This window comes from uncultured Megasphaera sp. (assembly GCF_900539295.1).
Classification (GTDB): Bacteria; Bacillota; Negativicutes; order Veillonellales; family Megasphaeraceae; genus Megasphaera.
The window spans coordinates 41,801-66,206 of record NZ_UQBH01000009.1 but is presented as its reverse complement, the minus strand read 5'-3'; the positions used below and the strand labels follow the sequence as shown (position 1 = coordinate 66,206).

Here is a 24,406-nt window from a genome sequence, read left to right as displayed (position 1 = left end):
CTTTCGGAATGGGACGTCATTTTATGGAAAAGGAGTGATACTATGCCGTATCGTATGATGTTAGCCGTAAATTTCACCCCGGAAAGACTGGAACAAGTTAAACTGTTGGCTTTGCTTACGAAATCGAAGATCAAGGCCGTAACGGATGAAGAAAAGGGAGAAACCGTCGGCAAGGTCTTAGGTCTGACCGACGAAGAAATCGCTGAGATCTCTGCGATGAGACAGGACACGGAAGAAGCGAGAGTTCATGAAAAGATGAATGAAGATGAAAATCTGCCGCCGGTTACGAAAGAAGCCCTCATTCTCTGTGGTTTCGACAATAAAGTCGTCAATCTGCTCTTAGACAGCATTCGCCGGGGTCGTTTGAAAAACGTACCATTAAAGGCTATGCTGACACCCAATAACATTTCCTGGACCATCGAAACGATTTTGCAGGAACTTTCAAAAGAGCACGAATATTTCCATAAAAAGAGGTAAGGTCCATGCGTCCGACGACACTCTGCTTCCCTGTTCGGTCCGATGGAAAGGTACTGTTAGGCCGTAAAAAACGAGGCTTTGGCGTGAGTAAGTGGAATGGTTTCGGCGGCAAGATTGAAGCCGGGGAAACTTTTTTACAGTGTGCTGTGAGAGAACTTCAAGAAGAAACGGGGTTAGTGGCTTCGGAAGAAGATTTCGAACTGGTCGGGTTTCTCGATTTTCATTTCACCGCTGCACCTGAGCTGGACCATATCGGCTATGTCTACATCCTCCGCAGCTGGCAGGGAAAGGTTCGGGAGAGCGAAGAAATGGAACCGCAATGGTTTGCCCCCGAGGATTTTCCGTATGATGAGATGTGGAAAGGTGACCGGACTTGGGTCCCTATGGTTTTAAAGGAAGACTGCGTCAAGGGAATCATTACCTTTGCAGCCGACGGGGAAACAGTAGAGACGATGGAGCTTCAGCCTTTCAATCCCCATGGATTTTAAGCGCGTATCTTTGTATCGAAAGGTGGCAGGCCGGAATGAATCGAGAGGTCGTAATTTCACAGTTTAAACGTTATGTCGAAGACTTTGCCGCCGTCGATGAAGGCGTTTCCTTAAAATTAGCTCATTCTTTGAGAGTCAGTTCGCTTTGTGAAATCCTTGCAAGGTCATTGCAACTGTCCCGGGATGAGCAGAACCTAGCCTGGCTTATCGGCGTCCTTCATGATATCGGACGCTTTGAGCAGCTGCGGCAGTATCATACCTTTATCGATTACCAGTCCATGGATCATGCGAAATACGGGGCCCGGTATCTGTTTCAGGAAGGTCATATTCGCGATTTTTTGCAGGATGACTGTGAGGACCCTGTCATAGAGGCTGCCATCGCTCAGCACAATGCGTATCAGCTGAGCGATGACTTGCTGCCGCGGCAGCGGCTCTTTTGCCAGATTCTCCGCGACGCCGATAAGATTGATATTTTCCGCGTCTGTGCAGAAGGGCTGCGGCGAGGGCAGAACGTGTGGCGTGTAGATGATAAAGACTTTGAAAAACAAGGTATTTCAGATGCCGTCATGGCGGAGGCGCGGCAGAAAAAACTCGTACAGACCAGGGTGAAAAAAACTTTTATGGACTTTTATGTCGGCACCCTTTGCTTTTATTTCGACCTGGTTTATGATGAAAGTCGGAAACTTGCCAAGGATCAAGGCTATTTCAGTGAGCTCCTTAATTTTCACTCACAAAATGCAGACAGTGAGGCCAAATTGAATGAAATACGACGCCTCATTCAAGGCGACTGAAATTTTCCGGCTGTAGATTCCGGGAATTATCCTATCAATACGTAATGGAGGGCCTATAAAGGTGGAAATTTTGATTACTGGCGGGGCCGGATTTATCGGATCGCATATTTTGGAAGCCCTTAAGGGGCAGAAGGATATGCATGTCGTCGTTTTCGATAATTTATCCGGCGGATCCCGCGAACATGTACCGGCCGAGATGGAATTGATTGAAGGCGATGTCTGCGATCAAGACGCTGTTGACGCCGTTTTTAAAAATCATTCTTTTTCAGCCGTCATCCATTTGGCGGCCCAGACGATGGTTCCTTTTTCCGTGGAACATCCGGTCGTTGACTGTCGGGTTAACTTAGAAGGTGTCCTTCATGTGCTGGAAGGATGCCGGATGTATAAGGTCCCTCATATCCTCTTTTCCTCAAGTGCTGCCGTCTACGGCGATAATTTGAATATTCCCCTGCGGGAGTCAGAGCGTCTTATGCCGACCTCTCCCTATGGTGTGACTAAGATGACAACGGAACACTACTTGAGGGTCTATCATGAACTGTACGGCCTGAATACGACGATTTTCCGATTTGCCAACGTCTACGGAGAACGGCAGGGAGAAAAAGGTGAAGGCGGTGTCGTCAGCATTTTCTGTAAACTCTTATCGGGAAATAAAGGGCTTACGGTCTACGGCGACGGCAAGCAGACGCGAGACTTCGTCTATGCCGGTGACATTGCCCAGGCTATCATTCGAGCCCTGCCCCTTACGGGTTATCATACAATGAACGTGTCGACAGGAACCGAAACCAGTATCAACGAACTGATCGAAAGCTTTGAGAAAGCTGTGGGCCACGCCGTTTCCGTAGACTATAAAGACGCCCGCCCCGGCGATATCCAGCGGTCAGTCCTCAGTAATCAAGCCTTGGCATCGGCCTTGAACTTTGCTCCTCAGACCGATCTGGCTCAAGGGATTCTCCGCACCTATGAATGGTACCGCAGCATGTCTTCTCGGTGAAGTCGTCCTCGCCTTGACAGGCGTTGTAAAACATGACACAATTAATTAGATATGCCTATATAGATATACAGGAGGAGCAGCTCATGGCAGATGATAGAATCATTGTGGCTTTGGATGTCCATTCTTTGGAAGACTTGAAGAAGCTCGTAGGGACACTGGGAGACAGTGTTTCTTTTTATAAAGTCGGTATGGAACTGTTTTACAGTGCCGGTCCCGATGCAGTGCGGTATCTGAAGGATCAGGGAAAACACGTTTTCCTCGATCTGAAAGTCCACGACATTCCCAACACCGTTGGTCAGAGCATTCGCGCCTTGACCCGCCTTGGTGCCGACTTGATGACCCTTCACGGGACCGGAGGCCGGGCCATGATGGAAGCGGCAGCGGAAGCGGTTCACGATGAAGCGGCAAAGCTTGGCATCGAACGGCCGCGCTTGTTGGCGGTTACTGTACTGACCAGCATCGATGAAGGTGCTTGGAAGGAAATCGGCGGCAGGGACAACATTGCCGATTCAGTAAAAAACTTGGCGAAAATTGCCAAAGAAGCCGGTATCGACGGTACCGTATCGTCGCCGTATGAAGCAAAAGCAATTCGGGCCATGAACGGACCGGAATTCCTCATCGTCACGCCGGGCATTCGGCCGACCTTTGCTGTCGCCAATGACCAGAAACGATTTACGACACCGTCTCAGGCACTGCGCGACGGAGCTTCTCATTTAGTAATCGGCAGGCCGATTACTAAAGCGGACGATCCGAAAGAGGCAGCCGCAAAGATTTTAGCAGAAATTCAGGGGGTATAACTTATTATGTTGACAGAAGAAGAAGTAAGACAGTTGTTAGTCGAAACCAAAGCCGTGTTGGAAGGCCATTTTCTCTTGACATCGGGACTGCACAGCCCGCTTTATGTCGAAAAATTCAACGTCCTTCAGCATCCGGAATATACGGAAAAGCTTTGCAAGGAATTGGCCGAACGCTTTAAAGACCAGAACGTCCAGACCGTTATGGGCCCGATGACCGGCGGCATCCTCTTAGCGCATGAAGTCGGCAAAGCCCTCGGTACGCGGGCCATCTTTACGGAACGTGAAAAGGGCGTCATGACTCTTCGCCGCGGTTTCCATATTGAACCGGGCGAACGAGTTCTCATCGTAGAAGATATTGTAACCACCGGCGGCTCGGTCCAGGAAGTCGTCGATGTCGTCAAAAAAGCCGGCGGCGTCATCGTCGGTGTCGGTCTCCTCGTCGACCGCAGCGGCGGCAAGGCTGAATTCGGTGTACCGAAAGATCAGGTACAGGCCCTGCTTCACTTGACGGTTCCGACGTACAAGCCGGAAGAATGCCCCCTCTGCAAACAAGGCATCCCCATGACGGAACGGGGAAGCCATCATTTAAAATAATCCGGGTCAGGAGTTGTTTTATCCATGGAAATGTTATCGGCCATAGGCCCGTTTTTTGTGGCCGGTTTGATGGGGACCATATTTGCCCGCTTTACAGGCATGAATATGAGCATGTGTGTCCTCCTCCTGTTTTTGTATATGGGAGCCAAACCGGTCGAAGCCATTTCGGCTATGTTGATGTTTAACGTCTTTACGTATTTTACGGTTTACTCTCAGCTCCACGTCATGCGGATCAAAAGCTTTACCTTCTTCCCGGGCGTGCGGCTGGCCATTCCCATCTTGATCACCGTCGGGGTGGCAGCATTGAATCCTTTTGTCGGCATCGCCTTCTTTATCGTCATCTTCCTGCTTGAAATCTTTGCCAAGATTTATCGGGAAATGAATCCCAAGTCCCGGCCGTCGAAGTGGCAAATCGTCCAGATGGTCATTTGCGCCGGCGTCTTAGTCACTATCGGCGCCGCTATTGTTCCCTTCATACCGGAAAATTATTACTACATCGTCGGCGGCGTCACCATTTTGCTGTACGCCGTCATCATGTGGCGCATGGGCGACCGTCGGAAAGGCACGACCTGGTGGGACAAGTGGCTTTACCTGTCGGCTTTCATTACCGGCCTCAGCGGCATCGACGGGACGGATTGGCTCACCGCCATGCGGCGCAATCCCGAATCGGTCCTGTCTAAATGCTTCCCCATCGTCATTAATGGGGCCATGATGATTGCCCTTGTGGCTTTATATGTTATGTATCGTTATTTTTCTATCGGCGCTTTGTTTGCGACCATCGGTACGGCCGTTGGCATCCGCCTGTTCGGCTTATATGAACATTCAGGAAAAGGCAGCTTCTCCTACCTTACCCTGGGCATCGCCGTCTTGACGGCCCTGGTATTCATGATTGTACAGCCCGTTCCTACGGGATTCCCCCTCGTGCCTATGGCCGATGAAACGGGATTTTTTAGCTTTTAACTGATAAAGGACAGCTCTTTTGGATAGGCTTCCTTTTAGGCAGACATGGGAAATAATAAAACTCATGCGATGAACCGACCTCTTGGAGTTAGCCTGAAAAGATCTAACTTTAAGAGGTCGATTTTTTTATGGAAAAATATAGGTATGAACTCAAATGAAAAATAGGTATAGCTTATTTACAAGTGAGCAGGATATGGAATCGTGTTCGTGAGTATCATGATTTTACTCTTGGACAGATACAACTGTATGCATGAAGTTTAAAGGAGGCACAGCCCATGTTCAATAAATCCAGGTTAAAGGAAATTCTGATTCAGTATAAAAAAGATTTTCTGCCGAAGCATTGGGAAGATGAAAAATACAAATGGGAAGCCATCAAATGTTTTCAGGATAATTGGAATGTAGATGCGGCTGATTTTGCAGATATGCTGGCAAAGTCACTTGCCGAAACCGATAACTTGCTCACTTCTATGAATAATTTCCCCAAGGGAATGATCATCGACTTTGCTAAGAATGCACCCGAGGAAGTCCGCGCTATGTATATGGATCTCTTTGATGAAAGTAAGGAGGTCTATGATCGCATCAATGTTTTTAAGACAAAGTCTGCTAGTCTTCTCGAGAAATATGGTAACGAGGCTAAACAGCACTACCAGCATGAAAATGCCATAACCGTCTACCTATGGCTGCGATATCCGGAGAAATACTACATCTATAAGTTCGGCGAGGTGAAAGCCGTATCGGACGTATTGGAAAGTGGCTATCGGTTTAAGAAAGGCTCCTATAGGGATAATATTCGAAATTTTTATGAATTCTATAATGAAATCTGCGAAGAACTGAGGCAAGATACGGAGCTTGTAGAGCTCTTTCGAAATCATCTTACCGACACCTGCTATCCGGATCCGGAGCTGAAAACGTTGACCTTCGATGTCGGGTTCTATATCAGCCGGCACTACTCCAAAGGCGGTGATTCAGAAGACGCTGGGACTGAAAACGATGGCTGGTGGCCGAATACCTCAGAATATGATCCGGGATTGACGACACAGGACTGGGTTACGCTCTTGCAGGATAAGAACGTTTTTAATGAACATTGTCTCCAAATCATGAAGCGGATTAAAGAGTGCGGTGGAGAAGCCAGCTGCACACAGCTTTCCTGCAAGTATGGAGAATCAAAGAATTTCTATAACGCTAATTCATCTGCCCTGGCAAGAAGGGTTTCAGAAAAGACCGGTTGCATGCTCCCACCAGACCGTGATTCCAGAGATGCTAAATGGTGGCCCATCCTGTATGTCGGAAAATACGCATCCAAGAAGGTGAAAAGTGAGTATATCTGGAAACTTCGGGATCCGCTTTCTAAGGCACTTGACCAGGTTGATTTGAGCGACGTTGACCTCTATGCAAAAAATGATGACGAAAAGGCTGAACCTTCCTACTGGTGGATGAATGCCAGTCCAAAAATCTGGAGTTTTTCTGACCTCTCAGTCGGCGAAGTGGAGGCCTATACACTATATAACGAAAACGGGCATAAGCGAAGAATTTTCCAGAATTTTATCGATGCCAAGGCCGGCGATCTCGTCATCGGCTATGAAGCTAACCCGGTAAAGCAGATTGTTGCCCTTGTCCGGGTTAAAGAAGAAAATGATGGCAAGAAGATATTTTTTGAAAAGACGGAAGGCTTGTCATCTCCTATCGACTACCAGACACTCAAGGCCTGTCCAGAACTAAAGGATATGGAATTTTTTCGAAATCCGAACGGCAGCTTTTTCAAGTTGACCCAGGATGAGTATGAGTTCATCATGGATATGATTCGTGATGAAAATCCCCTGAACATGGATGTGGCACCTGACATCTATACCAAAGATGATTTTCTATCGGAAGTCTATATGTCAGAGGATAACTATGACTGTCTGACAGATGTACTGCTTAATAAGAAAAATATTATCCTGCAAGGGGCACCTGGTGTGGGAAAGACCTTCTGCGCCAACCGACTGGCCTATTCCTTGATGGGAGAAAAGAATGACAGTCAAATTGAACTCATCCAATTTCATCAGAATTACTCCTACGAGGATTTTATGATGGGGTACAAGCCGAATGAGTCCGGCGGTTTTAGCCTGAAGACCGGCGTATTTTATCAGTTCTGCCAAAAAGCAGCCAATCAGCCGGACAAAAAATTCTTCTTTATTATTGATGAAATCAATCGCGGAAACCTGAGTAGAATCTTTGGGGAGTTATTAATGCTCATTGAAAAAGACTATCGAGGCAAAAAGGCGACCCTGGCTTACAATGGGATGGCCTTTACGGTGCCAGAGAACCTTTTCATCATCGGCATGATGAATACGGCGGATCGAAGCCTCGCTATGATTGATTACGCCCTGCGCCGGCGGTTCAGCTTTTTTGAAATAGAACCGGGATTTGACGCTAAAGGATTCCGTGATTATAAGGACACCTTGGATAATGAGACCTTTGATGAATTGATTGCAAGGGTTGTCGAATTGAACGAAGAAATCCGGAGAGACCAATCGCTCGGAAAAGGATTCTGTATCGGACACAGTTATTTTTGCGGCAAGATGAAGGATACTTGTACAGACCGATGGATGCGGGCCGTTGTGGATTATGATATCCTGCCCATGCTTTCGGAATACTGGTTTGATGATGACGACAAGGTGCAGCGGTGGGAACATATCCTCCATGGAGTATTTCAATGACGACGGATAAGAGCATTTTCATAAAAAATATCTATTACATGCTGTCCTATGCCTTTACGATACTGAAAAAATCGACCTACGAGGATGTCGAGAAAGAACCGTTTGATAATATCAATAACCTGTTTGCAGCGATTTTTGCGAAGGGGATTAGTCGGCAGCTTAAGCAGGGCCTTTACCGAGAATACATCAATCGCATCGAAAATCTGCCGGTCATTCGCGGGAAAATCAACTTGCCGGGGACGGTAAAAAATCGGACAGGACATCGCATGGCTGTTACTTGCGATTATGACGAGCTTTCTGAGGATAATCTGCTCAATCGAATTTTGAAATCGACGGCCGGTCTGCTCTTGAAAGAGACCGATGTCGAAGACAAATACAAGGCGGAACTCAAGAAGGAAATGCTGTTCTTCTCTAATGTTGCCGAGGTTGACCTGGCACAGGTCCGGTTCTCGGATATCCGCTTTCAGAGAAATAACCGCACGTATCAAATGCTGCTGGCTATTTCGCAGCTCTTGGCAGAGGGATCACTCCTGACAACCGAAAGGGGGGCGTATCATCTGGCAGGTTTTGTGGATGAGCAGCGCATGTGCCGTCTGTATGAAAAATTCATTCTCGAATACTATGCACAGGAATTTGGACAGCGGCTGAAAGGCTTCTCCGCGCGCGCACTGCAGATTCCCTGGCAGCTCGATGACGGCTTTGATGCCCTGCTCCCGGTCATGCAGACGGATATCACGTTGACTTACGGAAATAAGACGCTCATCATAGATGCAAAATATTATGGGCGGGTACTGCAATCGAATTTTGGCGTGCAGACACTTCATTCCGGTAATCTCTATCAGATTTTTACGTATGTGAAGAATAAAGCGGCGGAAGCAGCCGGAACGGGTCATCAAGTTTCAGGCATGCTGCTCTATGCAAAGACTGATGAAGACTTGGTGCCGGACAATGTCTACCACATGAGCGGCAATCAGATTTCTGTCAAAACACTGGATCTAAACCAGGCTTTTCCGAAGATTGCTGAACAGCTTGACGGCATTGTAAAGGACCATTTCGGAATCTTGTAACGTCGTCTGTAATTTCCCTGACTTCACCCGGCGGAAAGCAGGAAATAGGATTTCTTTGTCGAAATATATAAGCATATGTTATTATCTATCGCTTATTTTTAGATGGGAGGGGGAGTCCCTTATGAAAAAGTGTATGGTTGCGGCGCTCTTTATGGCGGCTTTGGCTGTCAGCCCGGCCTTTGCTTTTAATGAAGGTCCTGTTATGGGGCCCTATGTGTCGGTTCCGGGATTGACGGCGATCCAACAGAGTAAGCTTACCGTTGCCGGAAAGGTCATGGATCCGGCCGACGGAGCGATACTGAAGAAGGGCGACGTCGTCATGATTCCGCTGCGCAAGGTAGCTGAACAGCTCGGTTATACGGTAAATTGGGATCCGACTGACCAGAGCGTCCGCGTTGAAATGAACATTGCCTATGTCATCATTAAGCCCGGCGAAGATTGGTATGAACGGATCGGGACGATTAAGAAAATCAATTTGAACCGCATCTTCCAATACGGCACGGGACCGGTCAATGTCAACGGTACGATGTATGTACCGGCACAGCTCTTTGAAGCCTTTTATAATAATGTATCTATTTCCCCGCAAGAGGTGACGATTACGCCGGCAGATCAGGCTTAAAAAAAGCCGGCTTTATAGAAGAAAGTGAAAAATTTCTTGACTTTATAGGCTATGGTCGATAAAATAGATAGAGAATATACGACAGTCCCGTGAGACTGTGTGATTCTTATACTTCTAGCTTGTACCTTTAATATAGTCCGGAGAGGCTACAAAGGGACATATTTTGCCATGCTTAGAATATGACCTTTGCCCTGCGGCAGAGGTCTTTTTTTTCAAGGAGGATTCGATGGTTAATATACAGGGCAAGAGCCTGTTGGGACTCCAGGGAGTGCCAAGGGAAGAAATTGAGTTGATCTTGCGGGTAGCGAAAAAGATGAAGGCCGTCGTCAAGAGCGACAATAAGAAATTGTCCTTGCTCAAAGGCAAATCGGTGGTCAACATGTTTTGGGAACCGAGTACTCGTACCCGCGGTTCTTTTGAAATGGCTGCCAAGTATCTCGGTGCCGATGTCATCAATTTCACGCCCCGCGGAAGTTCCATTCAAAAAGGGGAAAGCTTCCGTGATACCCTGCTTACGGTAACGGCTATGGGTGTCGACGCCATCGTCATGCGTCAGAAACAGGAAGGTTCGCCGAGCTTTGCCAAGCGCTGCGTCGATCCGATCATCATCAATGCCGGTGACGGAGCGCACGAACACCCGACGCAGGGTCTCCTCGACATGTTCACCATTCAGGAAGTAAAAGGCTGCATCGAAGGCCTTAAAGTGGTCATCGTCGGTGATATCGACCACGGCCGCGTAGCACGATCCAATATTTACGGTCTCAAGACGATGGGGGCAGACGTTCACCTCGTCGGTCCGCGGACGCTGCTCCAGCCGGAATTGGAAGCCATGGGCGTCACCGTCCATTACGACTTGAAGGAAGCCCTTCAGGATGCCGACGTCATCAACGTCCTGCGCATCCAGAAGGAACGCCAGGGCATCGGATTCTTCCCCAGCGCCGGCGAATATAATTCGCTGTTTGGCATCAAGAAGGATCGCCTCAAATGGGCGAAAGACGACGTCCTGGTCCTTCACCCGGGCCCGATGAACCGCGGCGTTGAAATCGATTCCGACGTCTGCTACAGTGATTACTCTTCGATTCAGGAACAGGTCATGAATGGCGTATCCGTCCGCATGGCCGTATTATATCTGACTATTATGGGAGGCGATGACGTTGACATTACTCGTTAAAGGCGGCAGAGTTATCAATCCGGCCATGCAGCAGGATGAAATTTGCGATATTCTCATTGAAAATGGAAAAATTAAAGAAGTCGGTGCCAACCTGGCAGCGGACAGCGCCGAAGAAGTTTTCGACGCTTCGGGCCTCGTCGTAGCACCGGGCTTTATCGATATGCATGTCCATCTCCGTCAGCCCGGCCAGTCGGGCAAGGAAACGATTGAAACGGGGACCAAGGCAGCGGCTGCCGGCGGCATTACCCGCGTCGCCACCATGCCGAATACGAAACCGGTCATCGATTCGGCCATCATTGTCGACGGCTTGAAGTATAAGATTGAACGGGAAGCAAAAGTTAAAGTCGAAATCATCGGTGCCATTTCTAAGGGCCAACAGGGGAAAGAACTGTCGGCTATGGGGGCCATGGCCAAAGAAGGGGTCGTCGCCTTTTCCGATGACGGCCACTACGTTGAAAATTCCGACTTTATGCGTAAAGCTATGGAATATGCCAGCATGTTCCATAAGATTATCATCGACCACTGCGAAGATGACAATCTTATCGAAGGCGGCAATATGCACGAAGGCGTCGTATCGAACGAACTGGGCATGAAAGGCCGCCCGGCTGTTGCTGAAGATATCGCCGTTGCCCGCGATATCTTCCTTGCCGAAGCGACGGGGACGCCGGTCCACATCGCCCACATCAGCACCAAGAACGCCGTCGACCTCGTTCGCCAAGCTAAAAAGCGGGGCGTTAAGGTCACGGCAGAAGTCACGCCGCAGCACCTCATCTTTACCGATGAAGCTCTGCGGACCTTTGAAACGCGCTATAAAATGAATCCGCCGATCCGCTCGGACATCCACCGCGATGCCTGCGTCGAAGGCCTGGTAGACGGTACCATCGATGCTGTCGTTACCGACCATGCGCCCCATGAATGGGAAGAAAAGGACCAGGAATTCAATTTGGCCCCCAGCGGTTTCGTAGGTCTTGAAACGAGTGTCGGCGCCATGCTGACTCATTTATACCATACGGGCATCATCGACCTCATGACTATGGTCAATGTCATGTCGACGGCCCAGGCCAAAATCCTCGGCCTCGATGCCGGCGTCATTGCACCGGGTAAAGATGCCGATTTAACGATTCTTGATCTCGATAAAGAATGGACAGTAGATTCCTCGAAATTCTATTCCAAGGGAAAGTCGACTCCTTTTGATGAAATGATCTTCAAGGGGAAGGCGGCAGCTGCCATCGTAAATGGTAAATTTGTGATGAAAAACGGGGAGGTTTTATAATGAAAGGTGTCCTCATATTAGAGAACGGACAGAAATTTTACGGCAATATGCTGATGGACGAACCGGCTGTCGGTGAAGTCGTCTTCAATACAGGCATGACAGGCTATCAGGAAACCTTTACGGATCCGTCTTATGCCGGACAGATCATTACCCTGACCTATCCGATTATCGGCAATTACGGCTTGTTCCATGAAATCGAACAGGCTGACCGCCCTTACGCTGCCGGCTTCATTGTCAGTGAACTCTGTGAAGAACCGAGCAACTGGCAAAATGAAGGCCAGCTGTCTACCTTTATTATGACACACCACATCCCCTGCCTCTACGGCGTCGATACGCGTGCCATTACCCGGGCTATCCGCAGCCAGGGGGTCATGAAAGGCGTCATCGTACCGGAAACGATGGAAGAAAGCGCTGTCAAAGAACTCTTTGATACGCCTCTTGAAACGCAGCTCGTAAAACGGGTTTCGACGCGGGAAATCAAGCACATGGGCGACGGCCGCTATCATGTAGCCGTTATGGATTACGGTGCAAAGGGAAATATCCTGCGCGAACTGGTCAATAACGACTGCCGCTTGACGATTTTCCCGGCTACCACCAAAGCTGAAGACGTGTTGGCTGTCAATCCAGACGGCATCTTCCTCAGCAACGGCCCCGGCGACCCGAAAGATATTCCCGACATCATCGATACGGTCAAACAGCTCATGGGCAAGAAACCGATTTTCGGCATCTGCCTGGGCCTGCAGCTCATCGGCCTGGCCCTCGGCGGCAAGAGCCGCAAACTGACCTTCGGCCATCGCGGTTCTAACCATCCGGTCAAAGATATCCGCACGGGCCGGGTCTACATTACATCTCAGAATCACGGCTACATCATCGACGAAGACTCTCTTCCGAAGGATGAAGTCGTCATTACCCACCGCAACCTCCATGACAATACCCTTGAAGGTTTTGAAGTTCCGTCCCAGAACATCATGTGCGTCCAGTACCATCCGGAAGCCTCGCCGGGACCGACGGACAATCTGTATTTGTTTACACAATTCGTCAAGATGATGGAGGAAAAATAACATGGTAGAAGGATTGAAGAAAGTACTCGTTATCGGTTCCGGCCCTATTATCATCGGCCAGGCTGCCGAATTTGACTATGCCGGTACCCAGGCCTGCCGGGCCTTGAAAGAAGAAGGGCTGGAAGTCGTCCTCATCAACAGCAACCCGGCGACGATCATGACCGACGAAGATATTGCCGACCGCGTCTATGTCGAACCGATTTCCCTCGACTACGTTACGGAAGTCATTGAAAAAGAACGGCCTGACGGCCTCTTGGCAACCCTCGGCGGTCAGGTCGGCCTCAACATGGCTGTCCAGCTGGCCAATGCCGGCGTCCTCGAAAAATATAACGTCCAGCTTCTCGGCACGCATCTGTCGGCCATCGAAGAAGCGGAAGACCGTGAATTATTTAAAAAGGCCATGAATGATATCAACCAGCCGGTTCCGGAAAGTGATATCTTTGAAGACGTTCCGTCGGCTATCGAATTTGCCGATAAGATCGGTTACCCGATCATCGTCCGCCCGGCCTTTACCCTCGGCGGTACCGGCGGCGGCATCGCCCACGACGAAGACGAACTGTTCATGATTGCTACTCGCGGCATCAAGCTCAGCCCGATCAACCAGATCCTCGTCGAACGCTCCGTTGCCGGCTGGAAAGAAATCGAATATGAAGTCATGCGCGATAAGGCTGATAACTGCATCATCGTCTGCAACATGGAAAACATCGACCCGGTCGGCGTCCATACGGGCGACTCCATCGTCGTCGCACCGAGCCAGACCCTGAACGACTTGCAGTATCAGATGCTGCGCACGGCATCCCTTGATATCATCCGCCGCTTGAAAATCGAAGGCGGCTGCAACGTCCAGTATGCTCTCGACCCGAACAGCAACCAGTACTACGTCATCGAAGTCAATCCCCGTGTCAGCCGTTCGTCGGCCCTGGCTTCGAAAGCGACGGGCTATCCCATCGCCAAAGTTGCCGCTAAAGTTGCAACGGGCCTTACCTTGGACCAGATTACCAACGCCGTTACGGGCAAGACGACGGCCTGCTTCGAACCGACCCTCGACTACTGCGTCGTCAAGTTCCCGCGCTGGCCTTTTGAAAAATTTGCCTTGGCAGATAAATCCCTGGGTACCCAGATGAAGGCGACCGGGGAAGTCATGTCCCTCGACCGCTGCTTTGAAGGGGCTCTGCTTAAAGCTGTCCGCTCTTTGGAAATCGGCGTCAATTACATTTCCATGAAGAAGCTGGAAAGTAAGTCTCTCATCGACATCGTCGAACTCCTGCAGAAGCAGGATGATGAACGGCTGTTCGTCGTCGCTCAGGCCCTGCGCCTCGGCATCAGCGAAGAAAAGATTCACTACATCACCGGTTACGACCTGTGGTTCCTCCATAAAATCAAGAACATCATCGATGTGGAATTCGACCTCCAGCGCAATAACTTGACCATCGACAACGTTCGTTTGGCTAAACGCTACAGCATGCCCGATGCCGTCATTGCCGGATTTACGAAAAAGACGGAAGAAGAAGTCCGCCAGTTCCGCGTCGACCACGGCATTACGCCGACCTTTAAGATGGTCGATACCTGCGCTGCTGAATTTGAAGCGGCTACGCCGTACTACTATTCCTGCTATGCTACGGAAGATGAAGTCAAGCCTCTCGGCAAGAAGAGCGTCATCGTCCTCGGCTCCGGCCCGATCCGCATCGGCCAGGGCATTGAATTCGACTACTGCTCCGTCCATTCTGCCTGGGCTCTGCGCAAAGCCGGTATGAACAGCATCATCATCAACAATAACCCGGAAACGGTCAGCACCGACTTCGATACATCGGACAGCCTGTACTTTGAACCCCTCATGGTCGAAGATGTCATGGCTGTCGTCGAAAAAGAAAAGCCCGTCGGCGTCATCTGCCAGTTCGGCGGCCAGACGGCCATCAACTTGGCAGCACCGCTCGCTAAGCGTGGTGTCACCGTCCTCGGTACCTCTGTAGACGGCATGGACCGGGCAGAAGACAGGGAACGCTTCGACGAAGTCCTGGCTAAATTGAACATTCCTCGTCCGGACGGCCGCATCGCTACCAGCGATAAAGAAGCCATGAAGGTCGCTTCGGAATTGGAATTCCCCCTCATCGTCCGCCCGTCATACGTCCTCGGCGGCCGGGCTATGGAAATCGTCTACAATGAAAAAGAATTGGAACGCTATCTCCGCGAAGCCGTCATTGCCTCGCCGGACCATCCGATCCTTATCGACGAATACATGGTAGGCCGTGAAGTCGAAGTCGACGCTGTCGCTGACGGCACCGACGTCTACATTCCGGGCATTATGGAACAGGTCGAACGTGCCGGCGTCCATTCCGGCGACTCCATTGCCGTCTACCCGCCGCAGCACCTCGACGACGATATGATCGCCCAGATTGTCGACTATACGACGCGTATTTCCCTGGAACTTCAGGTCAAAGGCTCGGTCAACATCCAGTTCGTCGTATCGCGGGGTAAATTGTACATCATTGAAGTCAACCCCCGTTCGAGCCGTACGGTTCCCTTCCTCAGCAAGGTAACGCACTTCCCGATCGTCGAAATTGCAACCCGCATCGCCCTCGGTGAAACCTTGAAGGATATGGGCCTCCACAGCGGTCTCCTGCCGGCTAAGAAACACGTTGCCGCCAAGGCTCCGGTATTCTCCTTCAGCAAGATTGGCTTGGCTGAAATCGCCCTCGGCCCTGAAATGAAATCGACAGGGGAAGTCATGGGTATCGGCCATTCTTACTCGGAAGCCTTATACAAGGCTGTCAACGGCGCCAAGATGAAGATTCCTGCCGGCGGCACGATTTTGGTTACCGTAGCCGACCGCGATAAGGCTGAAGCTCTGCAGTTGGCCGAAGGCTTTAAAGAACTCGGCTATCACATCATCGCCACCGAAGGCACCGGGGCCTACTTCAACGACCACGGTATGCCCGTCGACATCGTCCGCAAGATTCATGAAGGCGGCCAGAATATCGCTACCATGATTCGCAACGGCAAAATCGACTTGGTCCTCAATACCTTGACCTACGGCAAACATCCTGAACGCGACGGCTTCAACCTCCGCCGCATGGCTGTTGAATTAGCCGTTCCCTGCCTGACCTCTCTGGATACGGCTCGTGAAGTCCTGCGCGTCTTTGCCAATAAAGGCAAAAACGACGGTTATCATCACGTTGCAGCCCTTCAGGATTACGATATGGAATAAGTTTTCACAGACACGGAGTTTGTCTGATTATGAAAGAAGTCTCTCATGAATCATGGGGGACTTCTTTTGGTTTATGACGGCAGTTTTGATATGATCGACCCTTCATGAGGCGGCTTTTGCCGTGTAAATTATGCTATAATGAACGTAATTACAGAAAGGATGATGAACATGAATTTGAAGCAAAGCTTAATGACCGTGACTTTTGGCGCGGCCCTGACTTTTGGCAGTATCTTTGGGGCTCAGGCCTTCTTTAACAGTCCCTTGGCCGCTAACAGCAGCTACCGGCCCATCAACTTTGGTATGGGCTATGAAATGTACGTCGACCTCAGCTCCTTAGAGACCATTAAGGACAATGGACAGGGCTGGATCTTTAAGGTCAATCAATTCCGCTCGCCGGAAGATTCCGGACGCATCGAAGGAACCTATACCTTGACGTACAAGATTTTCCGCGGCCAGGCTTGGATCTACAATGATTCGACGAATACCTGGCTGGAAATTCCCATGAGGAAGAAACAGCTGAAGCATAAGGATATTGCCGACTTCGTGACGGTAAACCTCTGTTATCGCCAGAAAACGGGCCAGTATTTAAACGATGACTACGGCTATGCCCAGGGAATGGAGCGCTATTACAAGGGGGAGTAAGTTCGGAAAGAGCCGTTCACATCCCGGCGGCGCTGAAACCCGGTGATGCTGTCGGCGTGGCGGCACCGGCTACTCATTCAGAGGGACTGGATATTTCAAGGGCCGTCGCCCGCCTTGAACAGGCCGGCTATCGGGTAAAGATGATGCCGACGGCGTCCGGTGCCTACGGCTACTTTTCCGGAACTGATGAAGCTCGAGCCCGAGATATCAATGCCTTATTCCATGACGATGACGTAAAGGCTATTATCTGCCTTAACGGCGGTTACGGCTCGGCCCGCGTCCTCGATAAGCTCGATTACGAATACATCGCGGCTCATCCGAAATGGGTCGTCGGTTTCAGTGACATTACGGCCCTCCAAGTGGCCTTGTGGGAAAAATGCCGTTTAGTTACGGCCAACGGACCCTTGATGGTCACCTTGGGCGGCGCGAATGATTATACAAAGAGTCAACTGTTTAACGGCCTGGCAGACGATCATTGGCAAGGGGCCCTTGCCCTGCCGCCGGGGCGGAAGCTCACGACGGTCATTGCCGGCACGGCTGAAGGACCTGTCGTAGGCGGTAACTTGTCAATCATTGCCTCTCTCGTCGGTACACCCTATGCCCTCGACGGCACAGGGTGTATTTTAGTGCTCGAAGATACGGGTGAAAGTTCCTACCGCATCGACCGCATGATGAATCAGCTCTGGCAAAGCGGTCTCTTATCACGGGTTTCAGCCATTGCCTATGGGGATTTCACCGATAGCCCTCATGATTCCGGAGACTTTACGACGGAAGAAGTCCTGGATTATTATGCTCGTTTAGCCGGAAAACCGACCCTGAAAGGACTGCCTGTAGGGCATACTGTGAATAAGGCCTTCCTGCCTTATGGAATGACGATGCTACTGCAGGCCGACGGACAGGGAGCACGACTGGTATTTCAAGGAGAGACCGAATCTGCAAGTAAAGAATGATTAATAATTATTTAAATACAATGCATAAATTATTGACAAAACATTTTAATTCAACTATAATGAATTAAAATTCAATAGAACACCAAGGTATAAGCTAGTTTTTTTTAGGAGTGATGCATTGTGAAAACGAAAGTATTTATAGATGGACATGAAGGAACGACGGGTCTTCGGATTCATGAACGCCTCAGCCATCGTCAGGATATCGAATTGATTCCCATCGCTGACGAAAACCGCAAGGCCCCCGATGCCATCCGCGCCTGCATGAAAGCTGCCGATATCGTTTTCCTTTGCCTTCCTGACGATGCGGCTGCCGAAGCTGTCAAATTGGCAGAAGGCTGCCAGGTGCGCATCATCGATACGTCGACGGGGCGGCGGGTGGCGCCGGGTTGGACCTACGGCTTCCCTGAATTGTCGAAGGAACAGGCTGCCGCTATTTCTAAGAGCGATTTCGTCGGCAATCCGGGCTGCCATGCCAGCGGCGCCATTTCTATTTTGCAGCCCTTGACGGCAGCGGGATTGGTACCGGCCGATTATCCGGTGACGGCCTTTTCCTTGACCGGCTACAGCGGCGGCGGCAAGAAGATGATCGGTCAGTATGAAGGGGATAAAAGCGCCGATCTCTTGGCACCGCGCCAATACGGCCTGAGTCAGCAGCATAAGCATTTGAAGGAAGTCGTTTCCATCTGCCATTTGGAACAGGAACCGGTCTTTACACCCATCGTCGACGACTATTACAGCGGTATGGAAGTAATGATTCCTTTCTTCAGCCATCTGTTGACTAAGAAGGTCACGGCCAAGGACATTTGGGAAATCTTAGCCAATCATTATGACGGCTGCCCCTTCATCCACGTCCTTGATTTCGGGACCGACAAGGGCGGCTTCATCAGTGCCAATGAAATGAGCGGCTACGATGATATGGAAATCGTCGTAACCGGCAATGACCAGCGCATTATGGTCACGTCTTTATTCGATAACCTGGGCAAGGGTGCTTCCGGTGCGGCCATCCAGAACATGAACCTCATGATGGGCATCGATGCCGTGACAGGATTACAGTTAAAACATTAGAAAGGTGGAATCAGTATGAGTCAGGTTTATGATAGCTTTGGCGTACCGCAAGGATTTCAGGCTGCCGGTACGTACAGCGGATTATGCAGCAGCCGGGTTAAATTGGATGTCGCTATGATCGTAAGCCGACGAGACTGCTCCATCGTGACCGATACGCCCCAGGGCATGACGGCTCGTTCCGGAAAAATCCTGGTCCTGCACAATGGGACGGCCCTTCCTGACGGACCGCGCGGCCTTGAAATTTCAGAGGAAGTCTGTCAGGCTGTCGGCACCTGCGTCGATGAAGCCCCGGCTTCGGTAGCCCTCATCGCCAGCGGGGCTAAGGGCCGGTACTTTCGCCCGTCGCTCTTGATTCACAGCCTGAAAAATCTGACGGCCGGTCTCGATACGGATAGCGAGCCCATAGAAGCGGTAATCGACAACGGCGGTGACGTATCTTCTGAAACGGTCTTCCTGGCAGAAAATTCAGGGGCCTTAAGCGGCATCGCGGCTGACGGGACGGCGGACTGTGACGGCTTATGCGTCATCATGACCGACGCGTCAGTCGACGGGTCTATGATTGAAAAGGCCTTGACTCAGGTCAAGGCCGATATGGATACGGAGCATTTCACCTTCATCGTCATGGCCAATGGGGGAGCCGGTGCACAGCTGGTCGGCCACGATGCGTTGGCAGGGGGAATCGAAGCGTTACTGGTGAAATTAGGCTTTCAACATGTCTTGAAAGCGTGCAGTTAAATAGGGGGAAGACAATAGATGTTCAAAAGAAGTGATCTCGTATCGGAAGATGTAAAAGCAGTGACCAATGCCCAAAAGGCACAAATTTTAATGAATGCTCTGCCATATATTAAAAAATACAGCGGGAAAATCGTCGTCGTCAAATACGGCGGCAATGCCATGATCAATGAAGACCTGAAGCGGTCGGTCATGGGGGATATCGTCCTCTTGAACCTCATCGGGGTAAAAGTAATCCTCGTCCATGGCGGCGGCCCGCATATTAAATCGGCCTTAGATCAGCTCGGCATCGCCTCGAAATTTATCAACGGCCTGCGGGTTACCGACGAAGACACGATGAAAGTCGTCCAAATGGTTCTGGCCGGTCAGGTCAATAAAGACCTGGTTAACCTCATCGGCTCTATCGGCGGCAAGGCTATCGGCCTCTGCGGCATCGATGACCAGATGATTAAAGTTCGCAAACAGAGCGACGAACTGGGCTATGTGGGCCGCATTACCGACGTCGACGTGTCCATCATTCAAGATAACCTCGATAAAGGCTACATTCCCGTCATCTCGACAATCGGTACCGATACGGAAGGCCAGGCCTACAACATCAATGCCGATACGGCCGCCGCTCAGATTGCCGGGGCCCTTAACGCCGAATGTATGCTGTCTATGACCAATATTGACGGCGTCCTTAAAGATCCGTCCGATCCCGATTCGCTGTTGACCGAAATCACCCTCGAACAGTCGCGGCAGTTAGAGCAGGACGGAATCATTGCCGGCGGCATGATTCCCAAAGTGCAGTGCTGCACCGATGCCATCAAAGCCGGCGTCAAGCGGGTGTTCATCATCAACGGCACGGTGCCTCATGCTATCCTCATCGAAATGCTGACTGAAGAAGGCTTGGGGACGATGTTCGTCGGCCACTATTCCTTAGGAAAGTAAGGCTGTTGGGGAAAGAGGTTGTTAGCCCTGATTCGGGTAAAAAGGAGATAAAAACAATGGCAGAAGATTATAAAGCTCTTGATAAAGAATATATCGTCAACGTCTACAATCGGATCGGTGCCGTCCTTGATCACGGTAAGGGAGCGACTTTATACGACGTCGACGGGAAAAAATATATCGATCTCAGTGCCGGCATTGCCGTCAATATTTTTGGCGTCTGTGACGATGAATGGACGCAGGCTGTGGAAACGCAGCTCCATAAACTGAGTCACATTTCAAACGTTTTCTATACGGAACCGCAGACCATCTTGGCTGAAAAACTGTGCCAAAAGACGGGGATGAAGAAGGTATTCTTCTCCAATTCCGGTGCCGAAGCCAACGAATGTGCTATTAAGACGGCGCGGAAATATTCTCATGATAAATACGGCGACGGCCGCTATACGATCATCACCTTGAAAAACAGCTTCCACGGCCGTACCTTAGCGACTCTGACGGCCTGCGGCCAGGATTCGCTTCATCAGGATTTCGGACCCTTCGTCGACGGTTTCGTCTACGCCGAAGCGGATAACTTCGACGATGTCAAAAAACTGTGCGAAACGAATAATGTCTGCGCCATCATGATGGAAATGGTTCAAGGCGAAGGCGGCGTCCATCCTCTCGATAAAGATTTTGTCAAAGAGGTGGCAGCTTATGCCAAAGCCCATGACATCCTGATTGTCGTCGATGAAGTCCAGACCGGTAACGGCCGTACGGGCTACCTCTATGCCTATATGGGCTACGGCATTGAACCGGATATCGTATCGACAGCCAAGGCTATCGGCGGCGGCCTGCCCTTGGGCGTCACCATGTTTGCTGCTTCGACGGAGAAGACCCTGACCGACCATACCCACGGCTCGACCTTTGGCGGCAACCCGATTTGCACGGCCGGTGCCATTTCCATCATCGACCGCCTGACGCCGGAATTGATGGAAGAAGTACAGAAGAAGGGACAGTACGTCAAAGACGAATTGGAACAGTGCCAACACGTTGACCACGTTTCCGGCATGGGCCTCATGATCGGCATTGCCCTTAAGGATAAAGACTTGAGCGACGTTGTCGAAGGCTGCGTCGAAAAAGGTGTCCTGGTCCTCACGGCCAATGGCTTGGTCCGTCTCCTGCCGCCTTTAAATATTCCTTGGGATGACTTGAAAGAAGCCATTGCCATCGTCAAACAAGTCATCGATCAATAAGGGGAAGACAGTCAGCGTAAATCCTTACATGAAATATTTTTATAAATTCTCTGTGACCTCAAAGAAGCTCGGCATTTATGCGCCGGGCTTCTTTGTCGTATGGCATCGTGTTTCTTGCTATTGGCCGGTGAATTTCGTACAATATGGCTATACCGGTAATTTGGTAGTTTTTGAAGCCAATAAGGAAGGCCAACTATGAAACATTTAAAGATAGCTTACAGTTTTGACGTACAATATTACTTTGTCGACAGCGATCGGGACATCGTGCCCATTGAAGACACGGACTTTACCGATGTTGCCGTAGCCGTCCTGTCGGACCAAGATTTTGATTATATCGATGCCATCGAGGAGACCGGTTTCGGCATTCCCATCATGGTTATCATGCCCGGTGGCGAGAAGCTGCCCGAATCGTATATCGATAAGGTCGACGTCGTATTTACGGAGGAAATGGTCAACAAGAGCCGCTGCATCGCTGCTGCCGAACGCCTTGCCGGCCGCTATGAACAGACGGTGCTGCCACCGTTTTTTGCCGATCTCGTCGACTATGTCAGTGAAAAGAATACGCCCTTTGACTGCCCGGGCCACCAAGACGGCTTATTTTTCAAAAAGCATCCTGCCGGCCGCTACCTCTATGATTTTTACGGACCCCATATTTTTCAGTCCGATATTTGTAATGCTGACGTTACCTTAGGCGACTTGCTCATCCACGAAGGGCCGGCCCTTGAAGCCCAGGATTTTGCGGCCGAAGTATTCCATGCTGACAAGACTTACTTCGTCCTAAACGGTTCATCGTCGGCCAATAAGGTCGTGGCCAACGCCTTGTTGGCACCTGGGGACTTAGTCCTCTATGACCGCAATAACCACAAGTCCGTCGCCATCGGGGCCCTCATTCAGGCCGGGGCCCTTCCGGTCTATTTGGAAACGGCCCGCAATCCCTACGGCTTCATTGGCGGCGTCGACGACCACTGCTTCGATGAAGGATATCTGCGCAAGCTGGCAGCTGAGCGAAATCCTGAAAAGGCCAAAGCCAAACGGCCGTTCCGCCTGGCCGTTATCCAACTCGATACCTATGACGGAACTTTGTACAACGCCCGTCATGTCGTCGACCGCATCGGCCATCTCTGCGACTACATCCTCTTCGATTCGGCTTGGGCTGGGTACGAACAGTTTATCCCTATGCTCAAGGACTGCTCGCCCCTTCTCCTCGACTTGCATGACGATGATCCGGGTATCCTCGTCGTCCAGTCGGTTCATAAACAGCAGGCCGGCTTTTCTCAGGCTTCGCAAATCCACAAAAAGGATAATCACATCCACAACCAGACTCGGTACTGCAACCACAAGGTATTCAACAATTCCTTTATGGCCAATGCCTCGACGAGTCCTTTTTATCCCATGTTTGCCACCATTGCCGTCAACGCCAAAATCCACGCCGGTGCCGCTGGCCGCAAAATGTGGCAGGACTGCGTGAAACTCGGTATCGATGCCCGGAAAGATATTCTGCGCCGCTGCCATTATATCCGGCCTTTCGTCGCACCTGCGGTTCACGGAAAGCCTTGGCAGGAAGGGGATACTGATGAGATGGCCCGCGATTTAGATTACTTTACCTTCGAACCCGGTGCCAAGTGGCATGCCTTTGAAGGCTATGGACCGGGCCAATACCTCGTCGACCCGTGCAAACTCTTACTTACGACGCCCGGTATCGATGCCGAATCGGGCGCCTACGAAGATTTTGGGATTCATGCCAATATCCTGGCGACGTACCTGCGGGGGAATGGTGTCATTCCGGAAAAATGCGACTTAAATTCGATTTTATTCCTTTTGACACCGGCCGAAAATAAGAATAAACTGCGCCTCCTCGTCTCCCAGTTGGTCCGCTTTGAACGCTTTGTCGATCACGACGTCCCCATGCAGGAAGTGCTCCTCGGCGTCTACAATGCCCATCCGGACCGCTATGCCGGCTATACGATTCGCCAGCTTTGTCAGGAAATGCATGACTTCTATAAATCTCATCAGGTCAAGGATTTACAGAAAAAACTGTTCCGCCGGGAATACTTCCCTGAATACGCCATGAGTCCGCAAGAAGCGCATCATGCCTTTATTCGCGGCCAAGGCGAATTGGTGTCCCTCGACGCCATAGAAGGGCGCATCGCCCTTGAAGGAGCCTTGCCGTATCCGCCGGGCGTCCTCTGCGTCGTGCCGGGCGAACGCTGGTCGAAGACGGCTGTTCAGTACTTCAAGGCTCTTGAAGAAGGCCTTAATGAGCTTCCCGGATTTGCATCGGAAATCCAAGGCGTCTATTTGGAAAAAGAGGACGACGGCCGCATCCACGCCTATGGCTACGTCTTAAAAGAATAGGCTTGTAAACAAAAAAACACGTTGTCTTCTCTTTTGAACCGACGACTAAAAGTGGATTAAAAATCTAACTTTAGGGGCATTATATAGAAAAATACCGCTATGAGGTTTGAGATTAAATTGTTGCCGGATATCTACGAGATGTGATAACATATAAAATTTTAGCAAATAAATACCCTAATCTGCATTACTGGGAATGTCGTAAAATGGGTGACCGCCTATCCTATCAACGGAGAAGATGCCTTTCGAGTGTTATTACCAGCAGGCAAATTATATTGGAAAAATAAAGATGTGGGGGGCTGAATCAAGCAAT

Annotated in this window: 21 protein-coding genes; all 21 read left to right on the top strand. The window is 50.4% G+C overall.

The genetic code is table 11. The features are described from left to right. The first annotated feature begins 42 nt into the window (after positions 1-42). The gene (locus tag QZQ46_RS04550) at positions 43-477 is read left to right on the top strand and encodes a DUF3783 domain-containing protein (protein ID WP_230198135.1); all 435 of its coding nucleotides are present in this window, start codon (positions 43-45) and stop codon (positions 475-477) included. 5 nt (positions 478-482) lie between these two features. Then, the gene (locus QZQ46_RS04545) at positions 483-965 is read left to right on the top strand and encodes an 8-oxo-dGTP diphosphatase (protein ID WP_296827239.1); all 483 of its coding nucleotides are present in this window, start codon (positions 483-485) and stop codon (positions 963-965) included. A gap of 35 nt (positions 966-1,000) precedes the next feature. Beyond that, entirely contained in the window at positions 1,001-1,756 is a 756-nt protein-coding gene (locus tag QZQ46_RS04540; RefSeq protein ID WP_296827236.1) for an HD domain-containing protein, read from the top strand. Positions 1,757-1,817: 61 nt separating this feature from the next. Beyond that, entirely contained in the window at positions 1,818-2,747 is a 930-nt protein-coding gene (locus tag QZQ46_RS04535) for an NAD-dependent epimerase/dehydratase family protein (protein ID WP_296827233.1), read from the top strand. An 83-nt stretch (positions 2,748-2,830) separates the two neighbouring features. Continuing rightward, positions 2,831-3,544: an orotidine-5'-phosphate decarboxylase gene (gene pyrF, locus QZQ46_RS04530; RefSeq protein WP_296827231.1), complete on the top strand. Its 714-nt coding sequence runs from the start codon at positions 2,831-2,833 to the stop codon at positions 3,542-3,544. Positions 3,545-3,550: 6 nt separating this feature from the next. After that, positions 3,551-4,138 (top strand): orotate phosphoribosyltransferase, encoded by a 588-nt coding sequence (gene pyrE, locus QZQ46_RS04525; protein WP_292278835.1) that lies wholly within the window; start codon positions 3,551-3,553, stop codon positions 4,136-4,138. Positions 4,139-4,162: 24 nt separating this feature from the next. Further along, positions 4,163-5,098 (top strand): hypothetical protein, encoded by a 936-nt coding sequence (locus tag QZQ46_RS04520; protein WP_296827230.1) that lies wholly within the window; start codon positions 4,163-4,165, stop codon positions 5,096-5,098. A 275-nt stretch (positions 5,099-5,373) separates the two neighbouring features. Beyond that, complete coding sequence (locus QZQ46_RS04515; protein WP_296827227.1) at positions 5,374-7,797, top strand: AAA family ATPase; 2,424 nt, start codon at positions 5,374-5,376, stop codon at positions 7,795-7,797. Then, on the top strand, positions 7,794-8,864 hold the full coding sequence (mcrC, locus tag QZQ46_RS04510; protein ID WP_296827225.1) for a 5-methylcytosine-specific restriction endonuclease system specificity protein McrC: 1,071 nt from the start codon (positions 7,794-7,796) through the stop codon (positions 8,862-8,864). The genes QZQ46_RS04515 and mcrC overlap by 4 nt, the downstream gene beginning before the upstream one ends. A 121-nt stretch (positions 8,865-8,985) precedes the next feature. Further along, positions 8,986-9,483: a copper amine oxidase N-terminal domain-containing protein gene (locus tag QZQ46_RS04505; protein WP_296827222.1), complete on the top strand. Its 498-nt coding sequence runs from the start codon at positions 8,986-8,988 to the stop codon at positions 9,481-9,483. A gap of 226 nt (positions 9,484-9,709) precedes the next feature. After that, positions 9,710-10,654 (top strand): aspartate carbamoyltransferase catalytic subunit, encoded by a 945-nt coding sequence (locus QZQ46_RS04500; RefSeq protein ID WP_296827220.1) that lies wholly within the window; start codon positions 9,710-9,712, stop codon positions 10,652-10,654. Continuing rightward, positions 10,638-11,927 (top strand): dihydroorotase, encoded by a 1,290-nt coding sequence (locus tag QZQ46_RS04495; protein ID WP_296827218.1) that lies wholly within the window; start codon positions 10,638-10,640, stop codon positions 11,925-11,927. Before QZQ46_RS04500 ends, QZQ46_RS04495 begins: the two co-directional genes overlap by 17 nt. Next, positions 11,927-12,988 (top strand): carbamoyl phosphate synthase small subunit, encoded by a 1,062-nt coding sequence (locus tag QZQ46_RS04490; RefSeq protein WP_296827215.1) that lies wholly within the window; start codon positions 11,927-11,929, stop codon positions 12,986-12,988. Before QZQ46_RS04495 ends, QZQ46_RS04490 begins: the two co-directional genes overlap by 1 nt. Before the next feature lies 1 nt (position 12,989). Next, positions 12,990-16,193, top strand: coding sequence for a carbamoyl-phosphate synthase large subunit (carB, locus tag QZQ46_RS04485; RefSeq protein WP_296827213.1), 3,204 nt, complete (start codon positions 12,990-12,992; stop codon positions 16,191-16,193). A 168-nt stretch (positions 16,194-16,361) separates the two neighbouring features. Further along, on the top strand, positions 16,362-16,835 hold the full coding sequence (locus QZQ46_RS04480; RefSeq protein WP_296827211.1) for a hypothetical protein: 474 nt from the start codon (positions 16,362-16,364) through the stop codon (positions 16,833-16,835). A 56-nt stretch (positions 16,836-16,891) separates the two neighbouring features. Further along, positions 16,892-17,785: an LD-carboxypeptidase gene (locus QZQ46_RS04475; RefSeq protein WP_296827208.1), complete on the top strand. Its 894-nt coding sequence runs from the start codon at positions 16,892-16,894 to the stop codon at positions 17,783-17,785. A gap of 117 nt (positions 17,786-17,902) precedes the next feature. After that, a complete protein-coding gene (gene argC / locus QZQ46_RS04470; protein ID WP_296827266.1) occupies positions 17,903-18,850 on the top strand; it encodes an N-acetyl-gamma-glutamyl-phosphate reductase in 948 nt (315 codons plus the stop codon). 15 nt (positions 18,851-18,865) lie between these two features. Continuing rightward, on the top strand, positions 18,866-19,585 hold the full coding sequence (locus tag QZQ46_RS04465) for an arginine biosynthesis protein ArgJ (protein ID WP_296827206.1): 720 nt from the start codon (positions 18,866-18,868) through the stop codon (positions 19,583-19,585). 18 nt (positions 19,586-19,603) lie between these two features. Next, positions 19,604-20,512 carry an acetylglutamate kinase gene (gene argB, locus QZQ46_RS04460; RefSeq protein WP_296827203.1) on the top strand — a complete coding sequence of 303 codons (909 nt, stop codon included), beginning with the start codon at positions 19,604-19,606 and terminating at the stop codon, positions 20,510-20,512. 56 nt (positions 20,513-20,568) lie between these two features. After that, positions 20,569-21,741 carry an acetylornithine/succinylornithine family transaminase gene (locus tag QZQ46_RS04455; RefSeq protein WP_296827201.1) on the top strand — a complete coding sequence of 391 codons (1,173 nt, stop codon included), beginning with the start codon at positions 20,569-20,571 and terminating at the stop codon, positions 21,739-21,741. Between the two features lie 195 nt (positions 21,742-21,936). After that, the gene (gene speC, locus QZQ46_RS04450; RefSeq protein ID WP_296827199.1) at positions 21,937-24,096 is read left to right on the top strand and encodes an ornithine decarboxylase; all 2,160 of its coding nucleotides are present in this window, start codon (positions 21,937-21,939) and stop codon (positions 24,094-24,096) included. Positions 24,097-24,406 lie beyond the last annotated feature (310 nt).

Coding starts and splice junctions, on each gene's coding strand:
- QZQ46_RS04550 (WP_230198135.1), top strand. CDS start 43: ATGCCGTATCGTATGATGTTAGCCGTAAATTTCACCCCGGAAAGACTG.
- QZQ46_RS04545 (WP_296827239.1), top strand. CDS start 483: ATGCGTCCGACGACACTCTGCTTCCCTGTTCGGTCCGATGGAAAGGTA.
- QZQ46_RS04540 (WP_296827236.1), top strand. CDS start 1,001: ATGAATCGAGAGGTCGTAATTTCACAGTTTAAACGTTATGTCGAAGAC.
- pyrF (WP_296827231.1), top strand. CDS start 2,831: ATGGCAGATGATAGAATCATTGTGGCTTTGGATGTCCATTCTTTGGAA.
- pyrE (WP_292278835.1), top strand. CDS start 3,551: ATGTTGACAGAAGAAGAAGTAAGACAGTTGTTAGTCGAAACCAAAGCC.
- QZQ46_RS04520 (WP_296827230.1), top strand. CDS start 4,163: ATGGAAATGTTATCGGCCATAGGCCCGTTTTTTGTGGCCGGTTTGATG.
- QZQ46_RS04515 (WP_296827227.1), top strand. CDS start 5,374: ATGTTCAATAAATCCAGGTTAAAGGAAATTCTGATTCAGTATAAAAAA.
- mcrC (WP_296827225.1), top strand. CDS start 7,794: ATGACGACGGATAAGAGCATTTTCATAAAAAATATCTATTACATGCTG.
- QZQ46_RS04505 (WP_296827222.1), top strand. CDS start 8,986: ATGAAAAAGTGTATGGTTGCGGCGCTCTTTATGGCGGCTTTGGCTGTC.
- QZQ46_RS04500 (WP_296827220.1), top strand. CDS start 9,710: ATGGTTAATATACAGGGCAAGAGCCTGTTGGGACTCCAGGGAGTGCCA.
- QZQ46_RS04490 (WP_296827215.1), top strand. CDS start 11,927: ATGAAAGGTGTCCTCATATTAGAGAACGGACAGAAATTTTACGGCAAT.
- carB (WP_296827213.1), top strand. CDS start 12,990: ATGGTAGAAGGATTGAAGAAAGTACTCGTTATCGGTTCCGGCCCTATT.
- QZQ46_RS04480 (WP_296827211.1), top strand. CDS start 16,362: ATGAATTTGAAGCAAAGCTTAATGACCGTGACTTTTGGCGCGGCCCTG.
- QZQ46_RS04465 (WP_296827206.1), top strand. CDS start 18,866: ATGAGTCAGGTTTATGATAGCTTTGGCGTACCGCAAGGATTTCAGGCT.
- argB (WP_296827203.1), top strand. CDS start 19,604: ATGTTCAAAAGAAGTGATCTCGTATCGGAAGATGTAAAAGCAGTGACC.
- QZQ46_RS04455 (WP_296827201.1), top strand. CDS start 20,569: ATGGCAGAAGATTATAAAGCTCTTGATAAAGAATATATCGTCAACGTC.
- speC (WP_296827199.1), top strand. CDS start 21,937: ATGAAACATTTAAAGATAGCTTACAGTTTTGACGTACAATATTACTTT.